We start from the raw sequence: 20,854 nt of genomic DNA on the forward strand, positions 1-20,854 counted from the left end.
CCATGTCCAGGTTGCCGTTTCTTTTTATCATCACGGGCATCTTTGGATTTGTAATGTATCACGCATTCTCCCTGCTCTCGCTGACAGGCTGGCTTGGTGATGAACTCAGAGGACCTGAAGGCTGGTTTCATGCCCATCTGTTTGTACTCGGTTGGGCAACCATGTTGGCTATGGGCGCCGTTTATCAGTTGATACATGTTATTTTGCAATCCAATATCTACAGTCTGTTTCTTGGTTATTGTCATTATTTCTTGTTCAGTATCGGAATCGTGGGCATGTTATACGGCTTCATTCGTGCAGATGTCATCTGGATTGCCGGTTCTGCTACACTCGCGCTCTCGGGCATTCTGTTATTCGGGTGGAATATGGGCGTTACCCTCTTCCGTGCCTCACAGTGGAATCCGGTAACGGTCAGCGCAGCTTGTTCCTGTCTTTATCTGGTTCTTACCGGGCTGTCCGGTATGCTGATGGGTCTGAATTTTGCCTTTGGTGATTGGAATGGTCTGCATGAACGATTATTCGGTGCACATATCTGGATGGGAACACTAGGCTGGTTTGGCATGTTAATTACCGGCTTCAGTTACAAAATGCTTCCGATGTTCTACCTGTCCCACGATTATTCCATTCGACTGCAAAAAGTGGTCCTGGTTCTGTGGAATGCAGCTGTAGTTACAGGTGTTATCGCATTTCTGACAGGTATCAAGGGAGGATTGCTCTGGCTTGCGCTCTTACTTCTAACCGCCACCCTTCTCTTCTATGTGTATCACTTGGAGCAAATTCAGGAGAAACGGCACAAAAGTAACCCAGGTCCGGGCATTCGCTGGTCTGTGTATGTAAGCCGTGCGTTTGCTGTATATGCTGTTGCACTACTGATCTATTCCTCGCAAGGGACTGAGTTGCTGCTCCATCCACGTGTTGTTCTGCTGTCTGGATGGGTATATCTCGGGGGCTGGGTGTCTCTCACCATACTTGGTTATGCCTCCAAAATCGTGCCTTTTCTATGGTGGACCCACAAATATGGCAAGCAGGCAGGCAGACCCGGAACACCGCTGATGGCAGGTATGCTGAGTGAACGGTATGTCAATTGGGGTATGCTCGCCATGGTCGTTGGAAGCCTTTTGCTTATCAGTGGAATTCTGATTAATCTGGCTGAGGTCATGATGGTTGGAGGGACGATACTGTCTCTTGTCTCCATCATTTATATAACAAATATTGCTTTGGTATTCAGACGTTAACATTAATAAGGTGGACTGGAGAGTGAACATGATGGAACAAACCACGCATTTGCTGGAATGTCTCAAGGAAGTGTATGACCCTGAATTAGGTGTCAATATCGTTGACCTGGGTCTGGTGTATGAAGTAAGGGAAGAGCCTGAACGGGTACATGTACGGATGACGCTGACTACACCAGGTTGCCCGCTGCACGATACAATTGTCGGTGCGGTGAAATGGGTTTTGCAGGAAAATACAAATAAGACCGATATTGATGTTCAAGTCGTGTGGGAGCCACAATGGTCTCCACAGCTGATGTCGAATGAAGCCAAGGAAATGCTGGGATACTTCTAGGCAGAATGACGATAGACCGGATGAATGAACAAGTTGCTGGCGGAATACAAAGAAGCGTACTTAAATCTGATGTTCTCAGACCCAGGTATGCTTTTTGTTTTGCGATGGGAACCACACTTGGTCAAGGCATTCTTGAATAAAAAATAAATAAGGAAACTCCAGAATAGAGTTCCCCTTATATTGGTACCGATCAGTGAATCATTCTAACGATTCCTTGATGTTAGATGTCCTTTGCATAGGATGCTGCTGGCACTTTGTTTAACACCACGAACAAACGGACCTCCTGATCTCCTGTATTATGGAATGCAAACTCCACTTCACCGCCGCAATGAATTACATCCTCTTGTTTCACCTCTTGTTCTTTTCCATCCAGAATAAGTGTGCCTGTGCCTTCGACTACCAGCAAAATAACGTCTGTGCCCGGATGTTTATGAACGGGAAGCTGCTGACCTGGCAGAAAATGAAGTACAAAGGTCACTCCACCACCCTGTTGGAATAAAACTCGTTTCGTGAAACGGTCCTCACTGAATGTTTTGACTTCTTGCAATGACGTGATACTCATGATAATCGTCCTCCTCGATAATATAATCTGTGAATACATTCATCTTATCGCAAAAAAGCCCGCGTTTCCTTGATCTGAATCAAGAAATGCGGGCAATGAACAAATCATGGGTCGGTCCTCATGACCGTTTGTTTCTAAGATGGTTACACCATCATTTTGCGCAGAGAAGCGATATATCTCGAACGTATAATGATGAAATAAAACGTCTGTGCAAGTACAAAGGCACCAAATACAGTCAATACCGGCATCGTATAATTGGTAATACCGAATTCAGTCAGGAATGGCTTAACTACGACCAAAGTTTCAATGATGGCTACCCCGATCGGTAAAAAGAACAGAATAGCAATCTGAACGGTGGATGATCGTTTCATCTCCTGGAAACTGAGACCCATTTTCGAAAGAGAATGCACCATCTTTCCATCCGCTTCAAGATCGGTATGCAGTCTGAAATACAGAAAGCTTGCAGAAGAGATCGAGAAAATCAATCCGATAAATACGCCCAGAAAGGTAAAGAGTGCTGTACCCTGTCTGAATCTTTCAAAATTATCGTACCGCGTACTCAGATATCCAGACTGGTTATCCGTTGAAGCGTTGCTGCTTCGGATGGAATCCGCGGAGGATAGAAGCTGATCGCTAACCATGGCTTCCGAAGAGTGGCGATCAGGTACAGCATGACCCCATGCAGGGATCTGATACAGATATTTACCAGATATCATATTATCTTTGATCTGTTGGGCAATCTCTTCATACTTCTCATCCGGGAGGACAACTACACCTGTAGCATAGAGTAGGGTTCCAAACTGTGGATCGATATCTGTATCCGTAACCCTAACTTCCAGCGGACTAGCATTCAGAGTCAACGTCAACTTGTCTCCCTTCGCATAATTACGAAATCTGTTGCGCTTTATCTGATCCTGACCCTTCTCATTGCGGGTATCCACAAATACAGCGGACCCGGTATCCAATTGGAACATCTTTCTCCCTTGTGTCAGATTGTATTGGTTGTATTGACTAAGCGGCATAACCGAGACAGCACTCTGATCTGCATCAGACCAGAAATATTCAATATAGACTTGCTGATAATCCAAGCCTGCGGCTTCAAGTTTCGAATCAATAGCGCTCATATCCAATTGCTCTGTTGGTCTGAATACGTTGTATTGAATTGCAAAATCGTTGTTTGTAAACTGCTCCCGGTTCTCTTGATCCAGTGACAAAATTACAACCGCACTCATTGAAGCAATCGCAATCACCACGGTCACCATAAAGAGCATGCGGGCATTATCCTTCATTTTATAGCTCATCTCTGAGATCCACAACAGACGTGTACCATGCCATACGGTTTTACGATTACGCTTCAATAAACGGATGATAAGCACGGAAAGTTGTGAATAGAAGAAATACGTCCCGGCTATCCCTGTTACTGCTGCAAGCATGATTGTTCCGCCATTTAACCCGTTGCGGAGTACCACAAAACCTACTGTAAGTAATGCAAAACCCAGAAGTGAGAAGAACCATGAAGCTTTGGGCTCTTTTTTAGGTTTGTTGGTTCCCGTCAAAAGTTCTAACGTCCGTTTGTTTCCGATAAAAACCAATGTGAAAAGTGAAATGCAGAAAAATAATAACAGAAAGGCCCCGATCGTAATCAGAATCGCTTTCACGGGAAAATAAAAGGGCAGATCATCCATCCCGATAAAACGAGTGGTTAACATCAGGAACAGCTTGGACAACAACATACCTCCGCCGATACCGGCAATAATGGACAGGCATCCGATCAACATGTTCTCCAGAATGACCAATCTCCGAATCTGTGCGGGTTCTGCACCAAGTATGGTCAGAATGCCAAACTCTTTATTCCGTGATTTGAGAAAAGCACTGATGGAGTACATAACAAAGAAAAATGCAAACACATACACGATAATCGAAGCGATCTGCATCCCCGTAGCGGTTGTGTCACCCATTGGCAACTCTGTCACATATGGATGATAGATAAATACCGCATAAGCGAAGAATATCATGACCATAAACACACTACTTAGAAAAAAAGCAATATACGCTCGCCCATTCCGGCGAATATTGTTAAACGCGAACTGAGGAAAGCTCATGTGAATTCCCTCCCCAGAAGGATAAAGTATCAATGATCCGTTGGAAAAACGTCTGTCGATTATCTCCGCGGTGCACCTCGGCTGCCAGTTTTCCGTCCTTAATGAACACGATGCGGTTGCAATAACTTGCCGCAAGCGGGTCATGTGTGACCAACATAATAGTTGTTTTCTCCTGCTGGTTCATCTGTTCAAGTGACTCCATGACCGCTTGGGATGACGTAGAATCCAGGGCACCGGTGGGTTCATCCGCCAAAACAATCGAAGGCATATTGATCATGGATCTCGCAATGGCTGTTCGTTGCCGCTGTCCACCCGAAATTTCGTAGACTCGTTTATCCAGAATATGATCAATCCCGAGCTTCGCTGTAATGCGATGTAGTCTGCTCTCCATCTCCTTTAGTTTGACCTTGTCCAGTGTCAATGGAAGTACAATATTCTCAGCAACCGTCAGCGTGTCCAACAGATTGAAATCCTGAAAGACAAATCCGAGTTCCCGACGTCGGAACATGGCAAGTTCTTTCTTTTTCATATCAAACGGGTTCATTCCATTAATCAGCACCTTGCCCGAGCTGGGTTCATCAATGGTGGAGACCATGTTTAACAATGTGGTTTTGCCACTGCCCGACGGGCCCATAATACCCACAAATTCACCTTGTTTGATTGTCAGATGAATATCACTAAGGGCTTGAGTCTGCACTTTGCCCTGATATACTTTGTTCAGTCCTGATACCTGTAACATTTCCATGCGTAATTCCCTCCTAATCCGTCATTCTTTATACGTTAATTCTATTCTTATCCTAACTGACCTCCCGTAACGGTGCTATCGAATTACCTTAAACTTCCCTTACAACGCGTTTAAGGTTCTGTTCCCCTGCCTTCTCTATCACACTTCTGTGCATTAAAAAAAGCACCTCGCCCATGGGCAAAGCGCTCTTTACTTCGGATATTTCGAATGAATCCAGCTGAATCTGACCAACGTTCCCTCATTTGGCTCCGAAAACAACTCCACACGGTTATCCAGGCGGGCACTGATCTCACGAACCAGATATAATCCCATTCCAGTAGATTCGTGATATTGTCTGCCCCGTTCACCTGTAAAATAGGGATTGAATACGCGATGAATATCCTCGGACGAGATGCCGATTCCCTCATCCTGAATGTCCAGGATTGTACGCTCTTCCTGCTTATAGCCTGTAATGATCACTTTTTTGCCTGATTTGCTATCGGAATAGTTCACGGCATTGGTCAAAATCTGGGTGAACATGAACCGTAGCCACTTGGAATCACTGTATATCTGAAGGTCGCCCTCCATACGGATATCCGGCGTAATGCCTCTGCGAATAAACAAACGTCGGTTCTCTGCAATGCTACTCCGAAGCACCTCATGCAGAGACAACAGCTCCACACGAAAATCCCCTTCGAACTGTTCAAGCCTTGATGAATGCAAGACCATTTCAAGTCCTTTGCGCATTTTATCCAGCTCATCCTGAATACTTCCAGCCGTCTCATCGTCCACATCTTCCAAGGTCAGTTGGATAATGGACAACGGGGTCTTCATCTGATGAACCCAGCGATTCATGAATACCACCTGCTGTTCCTTGCTAGTACGTAACTGCCCCATCTCGTTCTGCCGATTACGCTCCAGTTCATGTAACAATTCCTGGATGGCTTCCGCCACGACCGAATTTCCAAGCGTTTGGAAAGGTTCGTTTACCAGTTTTCGTGGTTGTTCAAGCAGACGATAATACGCTCGCAGCTGGAAGTAACGTATGATCAGATAGACCAACAGCACAACAGTACTGATCAGCATGCCATAGAGAACAATCTTCATCGGACGGCCCTCACCAGAAAGCCAGTAGACACACGGAACCAGCAGCATCTGTAACACATAAAATCCAACTAACATCTGGTGGTCTTTCAGGAACAGTCTCATTTCCCTTTCCCCTGTGAGGACGAATCCAGATCCAACACACGATAACCCGCTCCGCGAACCGTCTCCAAAATCTCTTCTGCACCCAGCTCCTTCAACTTCCGGCGAACACGTGTAATATAGACATTCAACGTATTATCATCAATAAAATGCTGATCTTCCCACATCTGTTCTAACAATTTTTCTCGGCTGACAACCCGACCTGCCTTCGCCATTAGTGCTTCCACCAGTATCGCTTCCTTCTGTGTCAGCTCTGTTAAACGTTCCTCATACTCCAGTACGAATCGCTCAGGATAGAGGATCATGGGACCATTCTTCACTGTTACTTCCTGCTGAACAGCAGCGTAAGAACCATAGGCTCTGCGCAGCTGACTACGGACTTTGGCAAGAACGACTTCATATTGAAAAGGTTTTGTAATATAATCATCTGCTCCATGTTCCAACGCCATAATCTGATCCATACCACTATCACGAGCCGATATGAATAAAATGGGACATATGGAATGTGTGCGTATCTGCCTGCACCAGTAGTATCCATCATATTGAGGCAAATTCACATCCATCAGCACAAGGTCCGGATTCACTTCCACAAATTCATCCAGTACATGACGAAAATCATCTGTGATCTGTACCTGGAATCCATTTCGTGTCAGATAAGCCGCCAGTAATCCTGCTAACTTGGCATCATCTTCAACCAACAATATCGACTGCATCGTTAACCCTCTTTCCGTTTCCTGACGTCAGTGTATCACATCTAGTTACCCATTCTAGTCGGAAACGGCTTGAAAATAAAGGTTTAGACCACGAGACGCCCCCTCTTCTCTGCCAAACCAATGATAGCTTCCACTCCTGAATTAAACTCAAGAAAGTCCTGCTCGACCCCATCGCTGAAAATAACACCATCCTCTGGCATCTGGGATACAATGTGCAGTTGTTGCTTTGAATGGATCTGTCCAAACACGAGATTGGCCGCAGTCGTCCGGCTCGGGAACGGTTCACGTACTGAAAAATATAAATAAGGCGCATCCCAGTTAAAATGATTCAGATCTTGACTGCTTCCATGAATGGATGCCGATGCTGTAGCGACCTCTGCTTCGGAATTCATGTTCTGCCATGCCGCCGATCCAACAATTCCGGTGGCTCCGGCCAGCACACTTTTGAACCAACCTGTCGATCCCATGCCTGTGGATACAATAATACCACTAGAGGATTGTTGTTCTGTCGATGTACCCAAACGCACTTCATAACGAGCCGATACATGTGTCTTCCGACCAATGAACAGATCATTCACACCATATAGATACTGTCCATCATTGAGTTCCACTTTGGCGAGAGTGACTTCTTTCAAGGTTCGTTGCTTTCGAATGACATCAGGGACAATGAAGCTGAGATCCTCTACAGTAAAAGGTAATAATACCCCGTCCCACCGCATCGGATCCGGATTCACACCAATGAGCGGTTGCTCGGTCACATACTTGAGGGTATTGGCTACAAGCCCATCCTGTCCAACCACGACCACGATATCCTGCTCTCCAAAGATAAAATTGGGCACATGTTCCCGATCAATCGTCTGAACCCGTCCCAATTGACCCAGTTGCTGCTGTGCCTGCTGCACAGATAGCCGATAACGACGGTCTTCCTCCATATAATCACTGAAGTCTGCGCCCAGACGTTCAATATAGAACTGAGCTTGCTGCACCGTGTTATATCGAACCACCAGCTCTTCCAGTCGGGTCCGGCGTTTCACCAGAATCAGTTTATGTTCGCTCATTCGATCATCCGCCGTGGCCTGCTGACGTACTGATTTCCCTGCTTGCTCTCTTCTTCCTAGCCTCATCTCGCTCTACCTCCTTGATCTCTGCCCGGCACAGGAGACATTAATCCTTGCAACAGATCCGGCGAGATATTAAGCTGCCCAATCTTGCCTGCATTTTCAGCCAGTTCCTGGAACGCGAGTGCGATCAGCTTATCAGAATTCATGCCCATATTCGCCATTGCTTGCAGTACATTGGGCTGTACATTTTGCAATGAGTTCATCACGGCAGCAATCTCATACGCTTTGGCATCTGCCTCGGCATTGTGATTAGCAATAGTTAACTCAATCAGTTGCTGCTTACGTTCCTCCATCGCTGTATTAAACTGAAGCTGCTCCTGCTCCATCTCGTTTTGTTTCTGTTTCACCGAGCGTTCTGTCTGCAATTGGGTCTCACGAATTTGCTGTTTCTTCGTCTCTACGGCAATTTCGGTGTTCAGTTCGTTCTCTTTCACTCGTCTTTCCTGTTCAATCGATGCATTCCGACGTACATAGAGCGCTTCATCTGCCTGACGCAAAATCTCTTCCCGCGCCTGTGCTTCCAATGCACGCATCGTCTCTTTATTAGGCAGAATGGCCAGAATCGATAGACTCATCAACTCAACGCCCAATTTCTCCAACTCTTCACTTTGCACAACCTCGCGTTTCATGCTGCTTGCCAGCCGTTCACTGGATTGAATAGCTTCTTTCAGCGGCATTTGCTCCAGATGTTTCTTGGTTAGTACTTTCGCTGTGGTGATCACCCGTTGATCCAGCTTGCCGGGGTCGTCGGAGATATACCGATTTTTGCGCAAATTGTACGTGTAATTCAGGCTCTGGGTTATTTTCAGGTAATCCACAATTCGATAGCTTAGCTGCCCTTGCACAGTAACCGTCTGATAGTCCGCTGTAATCTCTTCGAACATGAACGGTACATCCACCGAGGATACGGGTAGAACCACTACCGATGTGGTCGGCTCATAATAATAGAAAGACAATCCTACACCTTGACGCTGTACCTCACCATTTTTCACTTTCATGACATATTCACTGGGTTGAAATTTCGCAAATCGGAATCCAAACATAGCTCATTCCCCATTTCTTTAATATTGTCGTTTTGATATTATCGAAATGATAACAAATGGATTCAATATTGTCAATACGACATTAACAAAATGTTTATATGCCTATTTAGAGAAAGCGGGTCCGTTCTATATAAGTTGAACTAAAGATTATTTACACTGACACTCCGATGACAGAATAACCTTCTAATCGCTGTTATCCCCAGATTTTTTCGATTCCCTTTTCTAAAGGGAAAATCCGGTGATAAAGGCGAACGCTTCGCTTTTTCAGTTTTTTCTGTCCTCTCCGTTATCGTGTAAATCAATAGTTAAACTTATATAATCTCTTTTCACAAAAAATAAAGAGACCGAATCCTATGATCCGATCTCTTTACCTGCTTTGTTATTTTCTATTCATGCGTGTTAATGATGCCATTAGGCACCTTTCGTAATCAAAAGCGGACTTTTCTAACTATCTCTAATACAGTTGTTCCATCATTCTGGCGACTGCAACAGCCCCTTGTGCACGGTTCGCTGTTTCTTTCGGAGCAAACGTGCCATCAGGCATGCCATTTAGCAGTCCAAGTTGTTGCATCGAGGCTACAGCTTCTTTGGCGTATGCTGAGATCTCGGTGTTGTCTACAAACATCATATTTCCTTGTACAGCATTGGTCGCATCCTGATCATGTTGCACAACCTTCAGTGCTCTGTTCAGCATAACGGCCATGTCTTCTCGCGAAATACGTTCATTGGCTCCGAAGCTTCCATCTGCCCGGCCTTGAATAATGTTCATTTCAATTCCAAGTCGTACTGAATTGGCATACCACTGCCCTTCCTTCACATCCGTTGGGACTGAAATAGATGGATCCGGCTGGTGTGTATCACCAATACCTTTAATAATCATTTGCAAAAATTGTGCTCTAGTCAGTTCACCTTGCGGGGCAAAACGAGTTGCGCTCATCCCCGTAATAATCCCTTTACCATATAGGTTCTGCACCTCTTGGAGAGCCCAAATGTGATTTTGCAGATCATTTAATGGTACTTCAACTTCTGCAATGACATAACTGCTGGATTCCAGCGGTTTGAACGTCATCGTTTTGGTCTTGTCATCGTACTTGGAATACGTAACAGGCTTCATTTCTCCACTTGTGGATATGGAATGTACAACCATAACTACATCATTTTTCTTAGGTTGTTCCACATTGGATAGAGCAACTTCAACCGCTCTGTTTGTCCATTGCAATGGCTTATTGTTCATTAACAAATTCACATCAACAATCGCATGATTACCGATCGCTGCTTTTTGCGATGTGGACAGTGTATCTGTCGATCCTTTTGCCACTACGATATCGAACGTTCCCTCAGTCTCCGCAATGGTTAGTGGGAGTGATCTCAGAGGAACACGAACGGTAGTCTGTCCTACAACTACATCTAGGGATTGCACTTCCTCGGAACGAACCCATGCTGCCAGCTGACTTGCAGCCAATTGGAATGTGACTGTCTTGGCTCTGTCAGGCACATCTGCAATCAGCTTCAACGTACGATTTCCTACATCCATCGATTGCAGTGCCTGAGTTAATTGGGATGCATCTGGACGAATGGAATACTTCTCATCCCCGGCTGTCGTTCCTTTTAACGTGATCGATCCCTTCTCCGGTGCAGTACCCGCTCCAACTGGTGGGGTTACAGATGGATTCCCTGTCGATGGTGCTGTTCCCGGGTTGGAAGGTTGTGAAGGTACACTTGGTTCTGATGGCTGGCCAGGGCCAGGTGTTACATCTTGACGTACAAGCTTACTCACAGCATCTTGTAACGCACGATCCGCATTGCTCACATCTTGCATTGAAGATTCAACATCCAGAATGAATGCCTTCGCTTCAGAAAGTGCCTTACTAAATACATTCCAGCTTGATGTCGTGTATTCGGTTTGTTTTAATTTCTCAGCGGCATCTACAGTAGCTTGCAGTGCAGTTTTGTCTGCCGGGAACGTACCGTATGCTTCAAATTCCATGAATCCTACCCATGTGGGACCTGTTTTAATCGTTACCCGAATGTAACGGCCCTCCGTGCCTTCTGGAAGTACATGGCTAGGTGCGGTCGATACAACAACATCACTTGTGGTGTCCACTACTTTCACAAAATTTTTGTTATCGTTGGACACTTCAATCGTATATTTGATACCACCACTCCACATGGACATCTCGATCTTGCGCAGGTTTGCGACTTGCCCCAAATCTACTTGCCACAAGCTGTCAATACTCTTATCGGTCCCCCATGAAGTGTTCGGATCGTTGTCAATTGCACCTTCAGGAGAGTTGGCTTGATTGCCTCCTGTCCCTGCACTACTTGAAGCCGTTGCCGTTTTTCCCGTTGTTAAAGCCTCCAGAGAGACCAGATTAGTAAAGGCTTGTTTCAACGTACTCAGTGCTGAATTCACCTCAGACTGGACAACAGCATTGTTATCTCGGACCTGAATCGCTGCCTGCAAAGACTGTTCCAATACAGACCAGCTCCGGCGTGTATAGGAAGATTTAGTCTGCTGATGCATTTGTTGAATGTACTGGTGCAGTTGTGTTTTGTCCACATTGGATAGACCTTGAATGGCATCATGCAAACGTTTAACCGCTGTATTCGCATCCGTCTGTGTTGCTCTTGGATCATTCACGACCTGCTCAGCGCCTTCCAGCGCTTTGGTCAATACCGCCCAAGTGGCCGCAGACCAGTCAGTCTGCTGATACGTACGCGCTTCCGCTATTTTAGCTCTGAGCTCGTCAAGCTGCGGGGCGATAACCTGCATCTGCTGCATCACACGTTCCAATGCTGTTGTCGCTGCATCTGTATCTGATTGAGTTACCCCACCCGGCGTGTATGCCTGTTGGTATACATCATTTGCTGCCGAGATCGCCGGAGCCAGAGTCACCCAGCTTTCCGGAGTAAAATCAGTCTGTACCAATGATTTGGCTCGTGTAAGTGCCGCATCAAGTTGCTGGCGGTCTGCGGGCAGAAGACTTAATCCACGTTTGTACACATCAAGTGACCATAACGCTCTGCCTTCATACGAATGCCCGCCGTTGGCCGGAAATTCATCATAGTCAAACATCGCTTGGTTCTCCCATGCATTACCTTCGGATGCAATCCAGCCTACACCCGCCGGAATCCACGCTGGCTCCCAGTAGAAGAAACCTGCGCCATGATTATCTGGCACGTTCGCAATCATGTCCATAATGCCGGCAATAGCATCATATTGACCTTGAACGGTTGCGGGGAAGTCTGCTCCCCCAACATGAAGCGCTTCATCTGATCCAATGATGTTACCGTGTGCATCCCCGTTTTTGTAGGAAAACGGATACGATGTCTCGGCAATAATCACGTCTTTTTTGAACTTGTCAGATACTTCATTCATGGTCTTCTGCACATCCGCAAATGTTCCATGCCAGAACGGATAATAGGAAAGTCCGATGATATCGTACTTCAGTTCGCGTTTCTCCAGCTCACTGAAATACCAGTCGAACGTATCCGCCTTGCCACCTTCAGCCAGATGGATCATGATTTGAACCTGATCTCCACCTTCTACTGCACGTACAGCATCAACTCCGCTTTTTAGCAATGCAACATTTTGCTCGAAATCCACGTCACTGCTCAAGCCGTTCAGAACACCACTGTTGATCTCATTACCGATCTGCACCATATCAGGCATGGCGCCCTCTGCTTTCATTTCTCTCACAACTTCATACGTATAGTCGTATACGGCCTTCTTCAACTCATCGGGCGAAAGACCTTCCCAAGCTTTAGGACGAAGCTGCTGGCCTGGGTGCGCCCACTCATCCGAGTAGTGGAAATCCAGCAGGATCTTCATACCTTTTTTCTTCACCCGCTCGGCCAAACGAATGACATCGTCCTTGTCGTTGTATCCCCCTGATTTCTGTGGATCATTCCACAGACGAAGACGTATGTAATTGACACCGCGATCCTTGAGAATATCGAGCAAATCACGCTCTGTACCGTTGCTGTCCACGTATTTTCCACCTTTGTCCTCAATGGCAGTCAACGTGGAAATATCAACACCTCTAACATAGTCTGCACGATATCCCTCAACGATCACCTTAGCTTTAAGCTGAGGTTCTGGAGGTGCACCATATACAACTCCTGTTACCGTAAATTCGCCTGCAGAGGCGTATTGCATAGGGTCGATATGATCCCAAGTCACAGGTACCATTCCCGATTTTTCATTCTGAAACTGTGCCTTTACCTCGTTGGGCAGAATTGGCGACCTTCTGGTCACCGTTCTCACTTCGATCTCATCATATCCTTTAATATTGGCTGGTTCAGTTCCTTCTGCTTCTCCCCACACTTTGAACTCCAATATTTCCGGCCAAACTCCCTCACCCTTGTAAAAGGAGATGTTCAGTCTGATGTATCGCACATCATTCTGCTGAAACGTCAGATCAGCGATCTGTTTGGGATCGGCATTTTCATTTAGATCAGCAACGTTGGTCCATGCCTGCTGGTCAGCAGACGTTTCTACCCTATATTTCACAACCGTGTTTTCTCTCCACGTTATTTCCGCTCCGGACAGATTGTAGTCTTCACCCAGATCAATCATTGCCCACTGTGGTTGTTCGGATGTAACTCCCGCCTTAGCAGTCCAATGCGTGTCACTTTTACCATCAACCAAGTGCTCCTTTTTACTCTCCCACTCCAAATATTCTGTGCTTACCGTAACCGCCTTGTTAAGTGCCACGTTCACTTTTGCATCTTCTGCAGCCGCTGGACGAACCATCAACCCCAGATCACAGAACAGCATTAGTAATACCAGACACCCGCTTATGTACCTCTTATTCACTCTTGATCTCCCCCTTTTTGTGTTTGATTGTGCATGGATCAATGAATGTTATGAATCCTCCTCATTGTAAGCGCTTAATAGTGATAGGCGACACGGCATAATCCAAAGGAAACAGCAGTTATTTTAACAATGTGATCCTGTGATAGTTACATTTGAGCTATATCGATCACGCTATTTTGCAAAAGAAAGCAAAAAATCTGTCCGTCCACCCTAAGGCAGAACAGAACAGATTCTCAGGTATATGATCATTGTTACACTTATTTAGTAAGTTTCAATTCAAGTTGTACCTGGATATCATTTTCAGTCGAGAGCACAACGGAGTGTGGATTTTCCATTCCGAAATCTTCGAACGTTACCATCGATGTTGCCGACAACAATACTGCATTATTCTCATAAGCAGCTTTTGCGTCAAAGGTTACTTCTTTTTCAATACCTTTAACCGTAATGGTACCATTCATTTTGATATCAACCGTTTGACCGACAGGCCATTCCGCAGGTACCCCTTCAAATGAAGTCGCTGTAAATGTAGCTTGTGGATATGTAGCAACATCGAAGAAATCGGCTTGCTTCACGTGACCATCACGCTGTCCATTCCCGGAATCAATTCCGTCCATCTCGATCTGTCCTTCTGCCTTCATCTGAGAAGCATCGTCTACATTAATTGTCCAATTCCCTGTTACCTGCTCGTCCACAAAGTTAACGGTCTCCTGCGATGTAGTTACAGAGAAATATACTTTGGAACCTTCGCTGATGCTCCAGTCTCCGTTCAGTTGCTCTGCTCCAGCAGTTTCATTGGCTACAACCGTTCCTGTGCTATCTACAGCTGTGGTGGAAGTCGCTGTGCTCGCAGGAAGCACCTGCTCAATCTCCACGTTGTTCCCCAAGTAACTGTTTGTGATATAGTAACCACCGCCACCGATTACGGCAACCGCCGCTACACCTGTAATAAGCCATGCTTTTGCTTTCTTGTTCATCTCTATGTTTCCTCCAGTACATGATTGTTTAGGTTGCTTCTTGGAGTGAATCATATCAATTGAATGTGTCAGGAAGAAGTCAAGATAAGACAAGTCACATATTTTTTTGAAATCCGTAATACAGGATTGGCTTTACGCTCTGGCTCATGTAAAATCAGTACAAGTTTACAAAGCGAAAGGAGAACGCTTTTCTTGAAATCCATACTTATCGTCGAGGATGAACAAGCTATTGCACGAGTATTGGCTGCTTATCTGAGAAAAGCAGAATTTGAAGTTCATCATGCAGCAGATGGACCGACTGCACTTACCCTTTTTGATACCGTAACGCCTTCCCTTGTATTACTTGATGTGATGCTGCCAGGAATGGACGGATGGGATCTGCTGCGGATTATTCGTGAAAAAAGTGCTTGTCCCGTGATCATGCTAACTGCACTGGATGACATTTCAGACCGTCTCAACGGACTAAATGCCGGTGCTGACGATTATATGAGCAAACCTTTTGTACCGGAAGAAGTGGTTGCCAGAGTTAATGCAGTGTTGCGCCGTAATCCACATTGGACCTCAGGTGGCAAAGAGAAGCGTTCTTTTGGAAATCTCGTCATTGATCTTGCTGCCAAGCAGGTGCTGCTGAACGGTGCAGAGGTTGCACTCACACCTCGTGACCTGTCGTTACTGTTCTTCCTGTCCGATTATCCGAATCGGACATTTACCAGAGATCATCTTATTGAACAGGTATGGGGGATGGACTATGATGGCAGTGACCGTGCTGTGGATCTATCGATTAAACGACTACGTCAAGCCCTCTCCCACTGGTCGCCAGAGACGGGAGAAATTCGGACGTTGCGAGGAATGGGGTATCAATTTTGGATCGCCAACTGAAACAGAAGAAACCCAAACGAACGATATCCATTCTGTCACACTGGACACTGCGATATTTTCTCATTTTGTGCATTGGTTTCACGATTATTGCGGCAGGGGCACTCTACTGGATTCGAACAACTTCCATTGAGAAAAGCCTCAAAACCGCAGAACTGCTTGGTCTGGAGATTGCCGATCGAGTGACCAGTGAGAATAATATGCTTCGAGTTCCACCCGATCTGGACAGACTGGTAACCAAGCGAGAGAAACTATTCAACACAGATAATTATTTTTGTGTCATGATCTTGGACAATAACAATCAATTGATCTTTTCCCAGCCTAAAATGGAGCAAAAAGATGTGCATTATCGACTGTCAGACGACTATCTTGAACCGCGAAACAACAAATATGCAGGTGTAACGGTCAACATATCCGAGGGCGATCAAACCTTGGGCAAAGTGTGGGTCATGCAGTCCAAACAATCCATTACATTTGGTCCAGAGACGATATGGCTCGTGGCTCTAATCCTCGGAGGACTAATCCTCTGTGGATGGTTTACAATCTATCTCCTGTCCAAAAAGTTATCCAGACCGATTCGTCAGGTCGCCTATGCCGCTGAACAGATTCGAGGTGGCAATTATGATGTGAGTCTTGACTTGAATACACGAGAACGTGAGATCAATGAACTTGTAAATTCATTTCGCGATATGGCCACTCGTCTCCAACAACTTGAAGAATGGCGTACACTTTCGCTGGCAGGGGTAAGTCATGAACTCAAGACACCGGTAACTTCCATCAAGGGGCTCGTTATGGCAGTACGTGACGATGTCGTGAGTCCACAGGAAGGTAAAGAATTTTTGGATATCGCTTTGAAGGAATCTGAACGCATGGAGCGAATGGTCGCAGATTTGCTTGACTATAACGCCATGGCTGCAGGAAGTGTTGCCGTTCGCAAGGAACGGACGGATCTGAAACTGTTGGTCGGTGAGATCATCTATCAGTGGAAGATTGCGTATGAGGACAAAATGCCAGAGGTTCAGCTGCACGCACCTCCAATTAACTTTTTTACCATGGGGGATGCTCTCCGCATTCAGCAGATCATTGTCAATTTGCTTAATAACGCACTTCATGCCACAGCTCCTGAACAGAAGGCTGTCTTCGATATTTATCTAAGTACAGAAGAACAGATGCTTTACGTTGATGTTAAGGACCACGGCACAGGCATCGCAGCCGAAGAACAACCAAAAATCTTCGAACGGTTCTATCGTGGAGAACTCAAAAAACGTCGTAACCGCGGTCTGGGTCTAGGATTAACATATAGCCGCCTACTCGCTCAGGAACAGGGCGGTGAACTGATACTTGTCTCCAGCAGCCCGGAAGGCAGCATGTTCAGATTAAGCCTGCCACGCTGGACTGCAACACAAGAAGCTATGAATACAGAAAAAGCATACGGAGCAGCCGTTAAAGTATAACGCACCTCGCTAACATGACAACTAGCCCAGAACTCCATTCAGGAGACTGGGCTAGTTCAACGTGTTCCTTGTTGCTCTAGCCAGAATGGAAGCAATCAACACTCTAATACACGTGGTCTGTATTCATCGTAAGCATCCGAGATCAGTTGCTTATGAAGTACACTACTGGCAATGATTGCTTTCCGCTTTGCTTTCAGAACGATCTGCTCTATATCCGCATAACTGCACCCGGTCAAGCGTTCACATATGTAATCTTCCAGCCGAGTCTCCTGTTCAAATGCCCCTACCAATTTGCTGATATACAATTTGCGACTCGAATCATCAGGCATACCGTAGGTCATCTTCGTATCAAACCGCCGCCAGATGGCGTGATCCAGTTGGGTTTCCAGATTCGTTGCAGCCACCAGAATGCTTTCCCCATCGAATTCGTCCAGACACTGCAACAATGTATTCACGACACGAGCCATCTCTTTCACTTCATCATTGCTCTCACGTGTCCGGCCTATGGCATCAAATTCATCCAGAAATAACACACAGGGATTCATTCGTGCATATTCGAATAACTTACGTACGTTACTCCCCGTCTCCCCAAGATGGCTATGAATGATCGCATCTAATCTCACAAGAACCAATGGCAGATCAAGGCGCTCCGCCAGATGTGATGCCGTTAATGTTTTTCCCGTACCGGGTGGCCCGAACATGACCATTTTGTTGGGGATTGATACATCATGCTCTCTGAACTTCTCTTTCATGCCCAGAATGGTGATAAATTCATTAATGATGCGTTCATTTTCAGCGGAAAATACAATATGCTGGGCTTTGCGTCTACACTCTTTCGGCGTGTAAAAAGCAGCCATATCGATCCCTTTCGCGCGGGGAATCCGGTTCATATGGTTTATTTTGCTCATGTATACACATGCTCCTTCATTTATAGTTTCGTGTAAATGTTTAGTTCAATTTATATAGAATCAATTAGACTATTAATCGTAATTATTACTATTAAATAATAACATACTACTGCCTTTTTGCAAATATAACCACAGCACGTCCACTATTTTGCCACAGAGGGGGGCATTTGGTTGCAAGCTTCAATAAAATTTGCTATTCTAAGTGTGCATCGTTGTGTATAACGCAAAAAAGCCCTCCGAATTTCGTGAGAGCAACAAAATTTTCCAGATTGACAAGCGGCAACTTGTTATATCCGGATTCTTTATACCAACGACTGTAATCCAATTAAAGTGAGGTTAACAATCATGGCAAAAGACGTATTGTGTGAAGTTAATTCCTGTCGTCACTGGGCTCAAGAGAACAAATGTAACGCTTCTTCGATCTACATTGTGAGTCACAGTAACAAAGAAGCAAGTCAGTCTGCTGAAACAGACTGTAAGACTTTTGAAGTAAAATAAGTAATTTCATGTGATTCACTTAAAGGAGCCCTTACCGGTTCCTTTTTTCTTTGTCTATTGTAACAAGAATGATAATTATTATCAAGCCCTATTCTGTAAAAATCCTTCTCACCTCTTCAATGCACGTTGGACAGATGACCTACGTACACTACGTAAGAAGTCAGTATGCCCATGAACGATTAGAACCAAGAGGTGAATAACAATGCCTGTTAAAAGTGGCACACAGTATCGCGAACGAATTGATGCACAGTCCGTCCCTTGCTGGTACAAAGGTAACCTTATTACTGGAAAACGCTCTGAACATGTAGCATTTGCTGGTTTAATGGAGACTCAGATGCACATGTATGATCTGCAATCGGATTCTAAATTTGCAGAAACGATGACGTATGCCTCGCCGGCAGACGGCAAACCTGTGGGCATATCCTTCCTGCCTCCAACCAGTGCCGACGACCTCCGTAAACGACGGGAAGGGATGAATATCTGGGCAAATGTGCATCACGGCTTTCTTGGTCGCTCACCCGATTACATGAATACAGCCATAATGTCCTTTTACACAGGTGCCGATCTCCTGAACGAACTATCTCCCCAATATGCAGAAAATCTCAAAAATTATTATGCGTACTGCCGTGATCATGATATCACACTATCCCATGCCTTCATTCAGCCATATGCCAGCAAAATCTCAGGGCAACTGGATGCTACTGAAGATGCTATTGCCGCAAAGGTCGTGGATCGCACCGAGGAAGGTCTCATTATTAGCGGAGCATTCATGATGGCTACACAAGCTGCCACTTCGGATGAGATTTTTGTCTATCCGTCACCTTCTCCCGCCCCATTTGATGACGAAAATCCATTTGCATTCTCTTTTGCTGTCCCCAATGATCTTCCGGGTATCAGTCTGGTATGCAGGGATACCTACGCGGCCGAATCTCACGCTAACTATCCGCTGAGCTCCAGGTATGAAGAAATGGACAATATCGTCATCTTTGACCGGGTGCTCGTTCCGCATGAACGGATATTTTTTGCAGGAAGTGAGGAAATGTCCTCGCGTCTCTTCAGTGGTAGCAACTTTCATATTCACGCTGGTCATCAGGTATTGTGTCGTTATATTGCCAAGACGGAATTTGTTCTCGGTACAATCCAGCTTCTCACGGATACGCTGGATCTGAATACGGAAGCACATGTTATAGAGAAAACTGCACGTGTGTTCGCAGGTCTTGAATCGTTAAAAGCCTTGGCTTTGGCCGCGGAGGAAGGTGCAATACCAGACGGAAGAGGATTTGTATTACCTGCACCCAAACCATTGATGGCAGCCAATCTCCTCTTTCCGAAACTTTATCCTGAGATGATTGAAATTCTGCAACTCTTGGGTTCGAGCGGGGTAATTATGATCCCTCAGGAAGAAGAGTTTCAATCCGATATCGCTCCTTCACTGAATATATATCTGAAAGGGAACGATATGGCTTCTCACGAACGCAACGCTCTGTTCCGCCTAATCTGGGAGCTTGGATCTGGTTCATTCGGGGGCAGACAGACCCAATTCGAACGATTCTTTTTTGGCAATGTCCTTACCGTATCCAATCGGTTGTTCTCCGTCTACAACAAAGATCAGACGAATCGTCAGCTCGTTCGTGATTTTCTATTCAACACCAGCAAATAAGAGAACTAATGAATCATTTTTTTAGACCAGATGGTCATATACCGTCATCAGTTCAGAGGCTGGTCTGCTTGCATCCATATCCCGCAATGCAGGCTGGTCTCCGTAACCGATATGGAATACCCCCAGCACCTTCTCTTCACTTGTCAAACCCATCAAATTCATAAACACAGGATGTTGTTGATAATCATTGATCTTCCAGACCGCATTCAATCCCTGTTCCGCAGCCAGAATACTAAAGCGTTTGCTCCAGGCTTTGGCCGGCAGAAGATCATCCTCACGGGCATTTCTAGGCGCCACGACAACCAGATGGGTAGGAATCGCTTCCGTGTATTGATATGTAGCCCAATCGCCGTAGCGATCAGCTAGGTTGGGTGGATAGCTCTGTCTGACCGCTTCCAGATAAAGCTGTCGTCCTTCGCCTGCAAACAACATAAACCTCCAAGGTTCTGAACTCATTACATATAATGAAGGATCAGCTTCATCAAGCAACTTTCGTATAACCGACTGGGGTACTGGCAACGGACTGAATTCGCAAGTTCCTGCACGTCTCTTGCTGCTCCTTATATCTTGACTTAGACCGGTAGACATGGCAACTTCCCCTCCTCTATCTGCATGATATATCGTTATC

Annotated in this window: 17 protein-coding genes; 6 read left to right on the plus strand and 11 right to left on the minus strand. The window is 45.6% G+C overall.

Annotation, left to right across the window (positions count from 1 at the left end; translation table 11 throughout):
• Positions 1-2 precede the first annotated feature (2 nt).
• Both C161_RS22550 and C161_RS22555 read left to right on the plus strand, forming a co-directional pair.
• Complete coding sequence (locus C161_RS22550; protein WP_036672899.1) at positions 3-1,235, plus strand: hypothetical protein; 1,233 nt, start codon at positions 3-5, stop codon at positions 1,233-1,235.
• Between the two features lie 31 nt (positions 1,236-1,266).
• Positions 1,267-1,566: a metal-sulfur cluster assembly factor gene (locus tag C161_RS22555; protein WP_036613395.1), complete on the plus strand. Its 300-nt coding sequence runs from the start codon at positions 1,267-1,269 to the stop codon at positions 1,564-1,566.
• Positions 1,567-1,786: 220 nt separating this feature from the next.
• Here C161_RS22555 and C161_RS22560 read toward each other — a convergent pair whose 3' ends face one another.
• From C161_RS22560 to C161_RS22600, 9 genes are all read right to left on the minus strand, one after another.
• Complete coding sequence (locus C161_RS22560) at positions 1,787-2,128, minus strand: cupin domain-containing protein (protein ID WP_036672900.1); 342 nt, start codon at positions 2,126-2,128, stop codon at positions 1,787-1,789.
• Between the two features lie 143 nt (positions 2,129-2,271).
• Positions 2,272-4,230 carry an ABC transporter permease gene (locus C161_RS22565; protein WP_036672902.1) on the minus strand — a complete coding sequence of 653 codons (1,959 nt, stop codon included), beginning with the start codon at positions 4,228-4,230 and terminating at the stop codon, positions 2,272-2,274.
• Entirely contained in the window at positions 4,205-4,975 is a 771-nt protein-coding gene (locus tag C161_RS22570; protein WP_036613332.1) for an ABC transporter ATP-binding protein, read from the minus strand. The genes C161_RS22565 and C161_RS22570 overlap by 26 nt, the downstream gene beginning before the upstream one ends.
• Before the next feature lie 189 nt (positions 4,976-5,164).
• Positions 5,165-6,163, minus strand: a complete 999-nt coding sequence (locus C161_RS22575; RefSeq protein ID WP_036672904.1) for a sensor histidine kinase — start codon at positions 6,161-6,163, stop codon at positions 5,165-5,167.
• Positions 6,160-6,873, minus strand: coding sequence for a response regulator transcription factor (locus C161_RS22580; RefSeq protein WP_036672906.1), 714 nt, complete (start codon positions 6,871-6,873; stop codon positions 6,160-6,162). The genes C161_RS22575 and C161_RS22580 overlap by 4 nt, the downstream gene beginning before the upstream one ends.
• 83 nt (positions 6,874-6,956) lie before the next feature.
• A complete protein-coding gene (locus tag C161_RS22585) occupies positions 6,957-7,931 on the minus strand; it encodes a sugar kinase (RefSeq protein WP_036672973.1) in 975 nt (324 codons plus the stop codon).
• 62 nt (positions 7,932-7,993) lie between these two features.
• On the minus strand, positions 7,994-9,037 hold the full coding sequence (locus tag C161_RS22590) for an SPFH domain-containing protein (RefSeq protein WP_036672907.1): 1,044 nt from the start codon (positions 9,035-9,037) through the stop codon (positions 7,994-7,996).
• Positions 9,038-9,491: 454 nt separating this feature from the next.
• Entirely contained in the window at positions 9,492-13,856 is a 4,365-nt protein-coding gene (locus C161_RS31700; protein ID WP_156946152.1) for a glycosyl hydrolase 53 family protein, read from the minus strand.
• Positions 13,857-14,113: 257 nt separating this feature from the next.
• Positions 14,114-14,830, minus strand: a complete 717-nt coding sequence (locus C161_RS22600) for a YceI family protein (protein ID WP_036672908.1) — start codon at positions 14,828-14,830, stop codon at positions 14,114-14,116.
• A 192-nt stretch (positions 14,831-15,022) separates the two neighbouring features.
• Between C161_RS22600 and C161_RS22605 the strand changes: the two genes are divergently transcribed.
• Together C161_RS22605 and C161_RS22610 are read left to right on the plus strand one after the other, a co-directional pair.
• Positions 15,023-15,709, plus strand: a complete 687-nt coding sequence (locus C161_RS22605) for a response regulator transcription factor (RefSeq protein ID WP_036672909.1) — start codon at positions 15,023-15,025, stop codon at positions 15,707-15,709.
• Positions 15,694-17,160, plus strand: coding sequence for a sensor histidine kinase (locus C161_RS22610; RefSeq protein ID WP_036672910.1), 1,467 nt, complete (start codon positions 15,694-15,696; stop codon positions 17,158-17,160). The genes C161_RS22605 and C161_RS22610 overlap by 16 nt, the downstream gene beginning before the upstream one ends.
• Positions 17,161-17,255: 95 nt before the next feature.
• Here C161_RS22610 and C161_RS22615 read toward each other — a convergent pair whose 3' ends face one another.
• Positions 17,256-18,068, minus strand: coding sequence for an AAA family ATPase (locus C161_RS22615; protein WP_036672911.1), 813 nt, complete (start codon positions 18,066-18,068; stop codon positions 17,256-17,258).
• Between the two features lie 345 nt (positions 18,069-18,413).
• Between C161_RS22615 and C161_RS32070 the strand changes: the two genes are divergently transcribed.
• Complete coding sequence (locus tag C161_RS32070) at positions 18,414-18,566, plus strand: DUF1540 domain-containing protein (protein WP_076209985.1); 153 nt, start codon at positions 18,414-18,416, stop codon at positions 18,564-18,566.
• A gap of 202 nt (positions 18,567-18,768) precedes the next feature.
• Positions 18,769-20,226, plus strand: coding sequence for a 4-hydroxyphenylacetate 3-hydroxylase family protein (locus C161_RS22620; RefSeq protein WP_036672912.1), 1,458 nt, complete (start codon positions 18,769-18,771; stop codon positions 20,224-20,226).
• A 21-nt stretch (positions 20,227-20,247) separates the two neighbouring features.
• Here C161_RS22620 and C161_RS22625 read toward each other — a convergent pair whose 3' ends face one another.
• Positions 20,248-20,814, minus strand: coding sequence for a nitroreductase family protein (locus C161_RS22625; RefSeq protein WP_036672913.1), 567 nt, complete (start codon positions 20,812-20,814; stop codon positions 20,248-20,250).
• Between the last annotated feature and the right edge of the window lie 40 nt (positions 20,815-20,854).

The sequence above is a fragment of the Paenibacillus sp. FSL R5-192 genome, from assembly GCF_000517845.1.
In the GTDB taxonomy this organism is placed as follows: domain Bacteria; phylum Bacillota; class Bacilli; order Paenibacillales; family Paenibacillaceae; genus Paenibacillus; species Paenibacillus amylolyticus.

Bases quoted from the DNA above. Each gene is read 5' to 3' on its own strand.
- C161_RS22590 (WP_036672907.1), bottom strand. From the start codon at position 9,037: ATGTTTGGATTCCGATTTGCGAAATTTCAACCCAGTGAATATGTCATG.
- C161_RS22615 (WP_036672911.1), bottom strand. From the start codon at position 18,068: ATGAGCAAAATAAACCATATGAACCGGATTCCCCGCGCGAAAGGGATC.
- C161_RS22560 (WP_036672900.1), bottom strand. From the start codon at position 2,128: ATGAGTATCACGTCATTGCAAGAAGTCAAAACATTCAGTGAGGACCGT.
- C161_RS22585 (WP_036672973.1), bottom strand. From the start codon at position 7,931: ATGAGCGAACATAAACTGATTCTGGTGAAACGCCGGACCCGACTGGAA.
- C161_RS22580 (WP_036672906.1), bottom strand. From the start codon at position 6,873: ATGCAGTCGATATTGTTGGTTGAAGATGATGCCAAGTTAGCAGGATTA.
- C161_RS32070 (WP_076209985.1), top strand. From the start codon at position 18,414: ATGGCAAAAGACGTATTGTGTGAAGTTAATTCCTGTCGTCACTGGGCT.
- C161_RS22550 (WP_036672899.1), top strand. From the start codon at position 3: ATGTCCAGGTTGCCGTTTCTTTTTATCATCACGGGCATCTTTGGATTT.
- C161_RS22565 (WP_036672902.1), bottom strand. From the start codon at position 4,230: ATGAGCTTTCCTCAGTTCGCGTTTAACAATATTCGCCGGAATGGGCGA.
- C161_RS22570 (WP_036613332.1), bottom strand. From the start codon at position 4,975: ATGGAAATGTTACAGGTATCAGGACTGAACAAAGTATATCAGGGCAAA.
- C161_RS22575 (WP_036672904.1), bottom strand. From the start codon at position 6,163: ATGAGACTGTTCCTGAAAGACCACCAGATGTTAGTTGGATTTTATGTG.
- C161_RS22555 (WP_036613395.1), top strand. From the start codon at position 1,267: ATGGAACAAACCACGCATTTGCTGGAATGTCTCAAGGAAGTGTATGAC.
- C161_RS22600 (WP_036672908.1), bottom strand. From the start codon at position 14,830: ATGAACAAGAAAGCAAAAGCATGGCTTATTACAGGTGTAGCGGCGGTT.
- C161_RS22620 (WP_036672912.1), top strand. From the start codon at position 18,769: ATGCCTGTTAAAAGTGGCACACAGTATCGCGAACGAATTGATGCACAG.
- C161_RS22625 (WP_036672913.1), bottom strand. From the start codon at position 20,814: ATGTCTACCGGTCTAAGTCAAGATATAAGGAGCAGCAAGAGACGTGCA.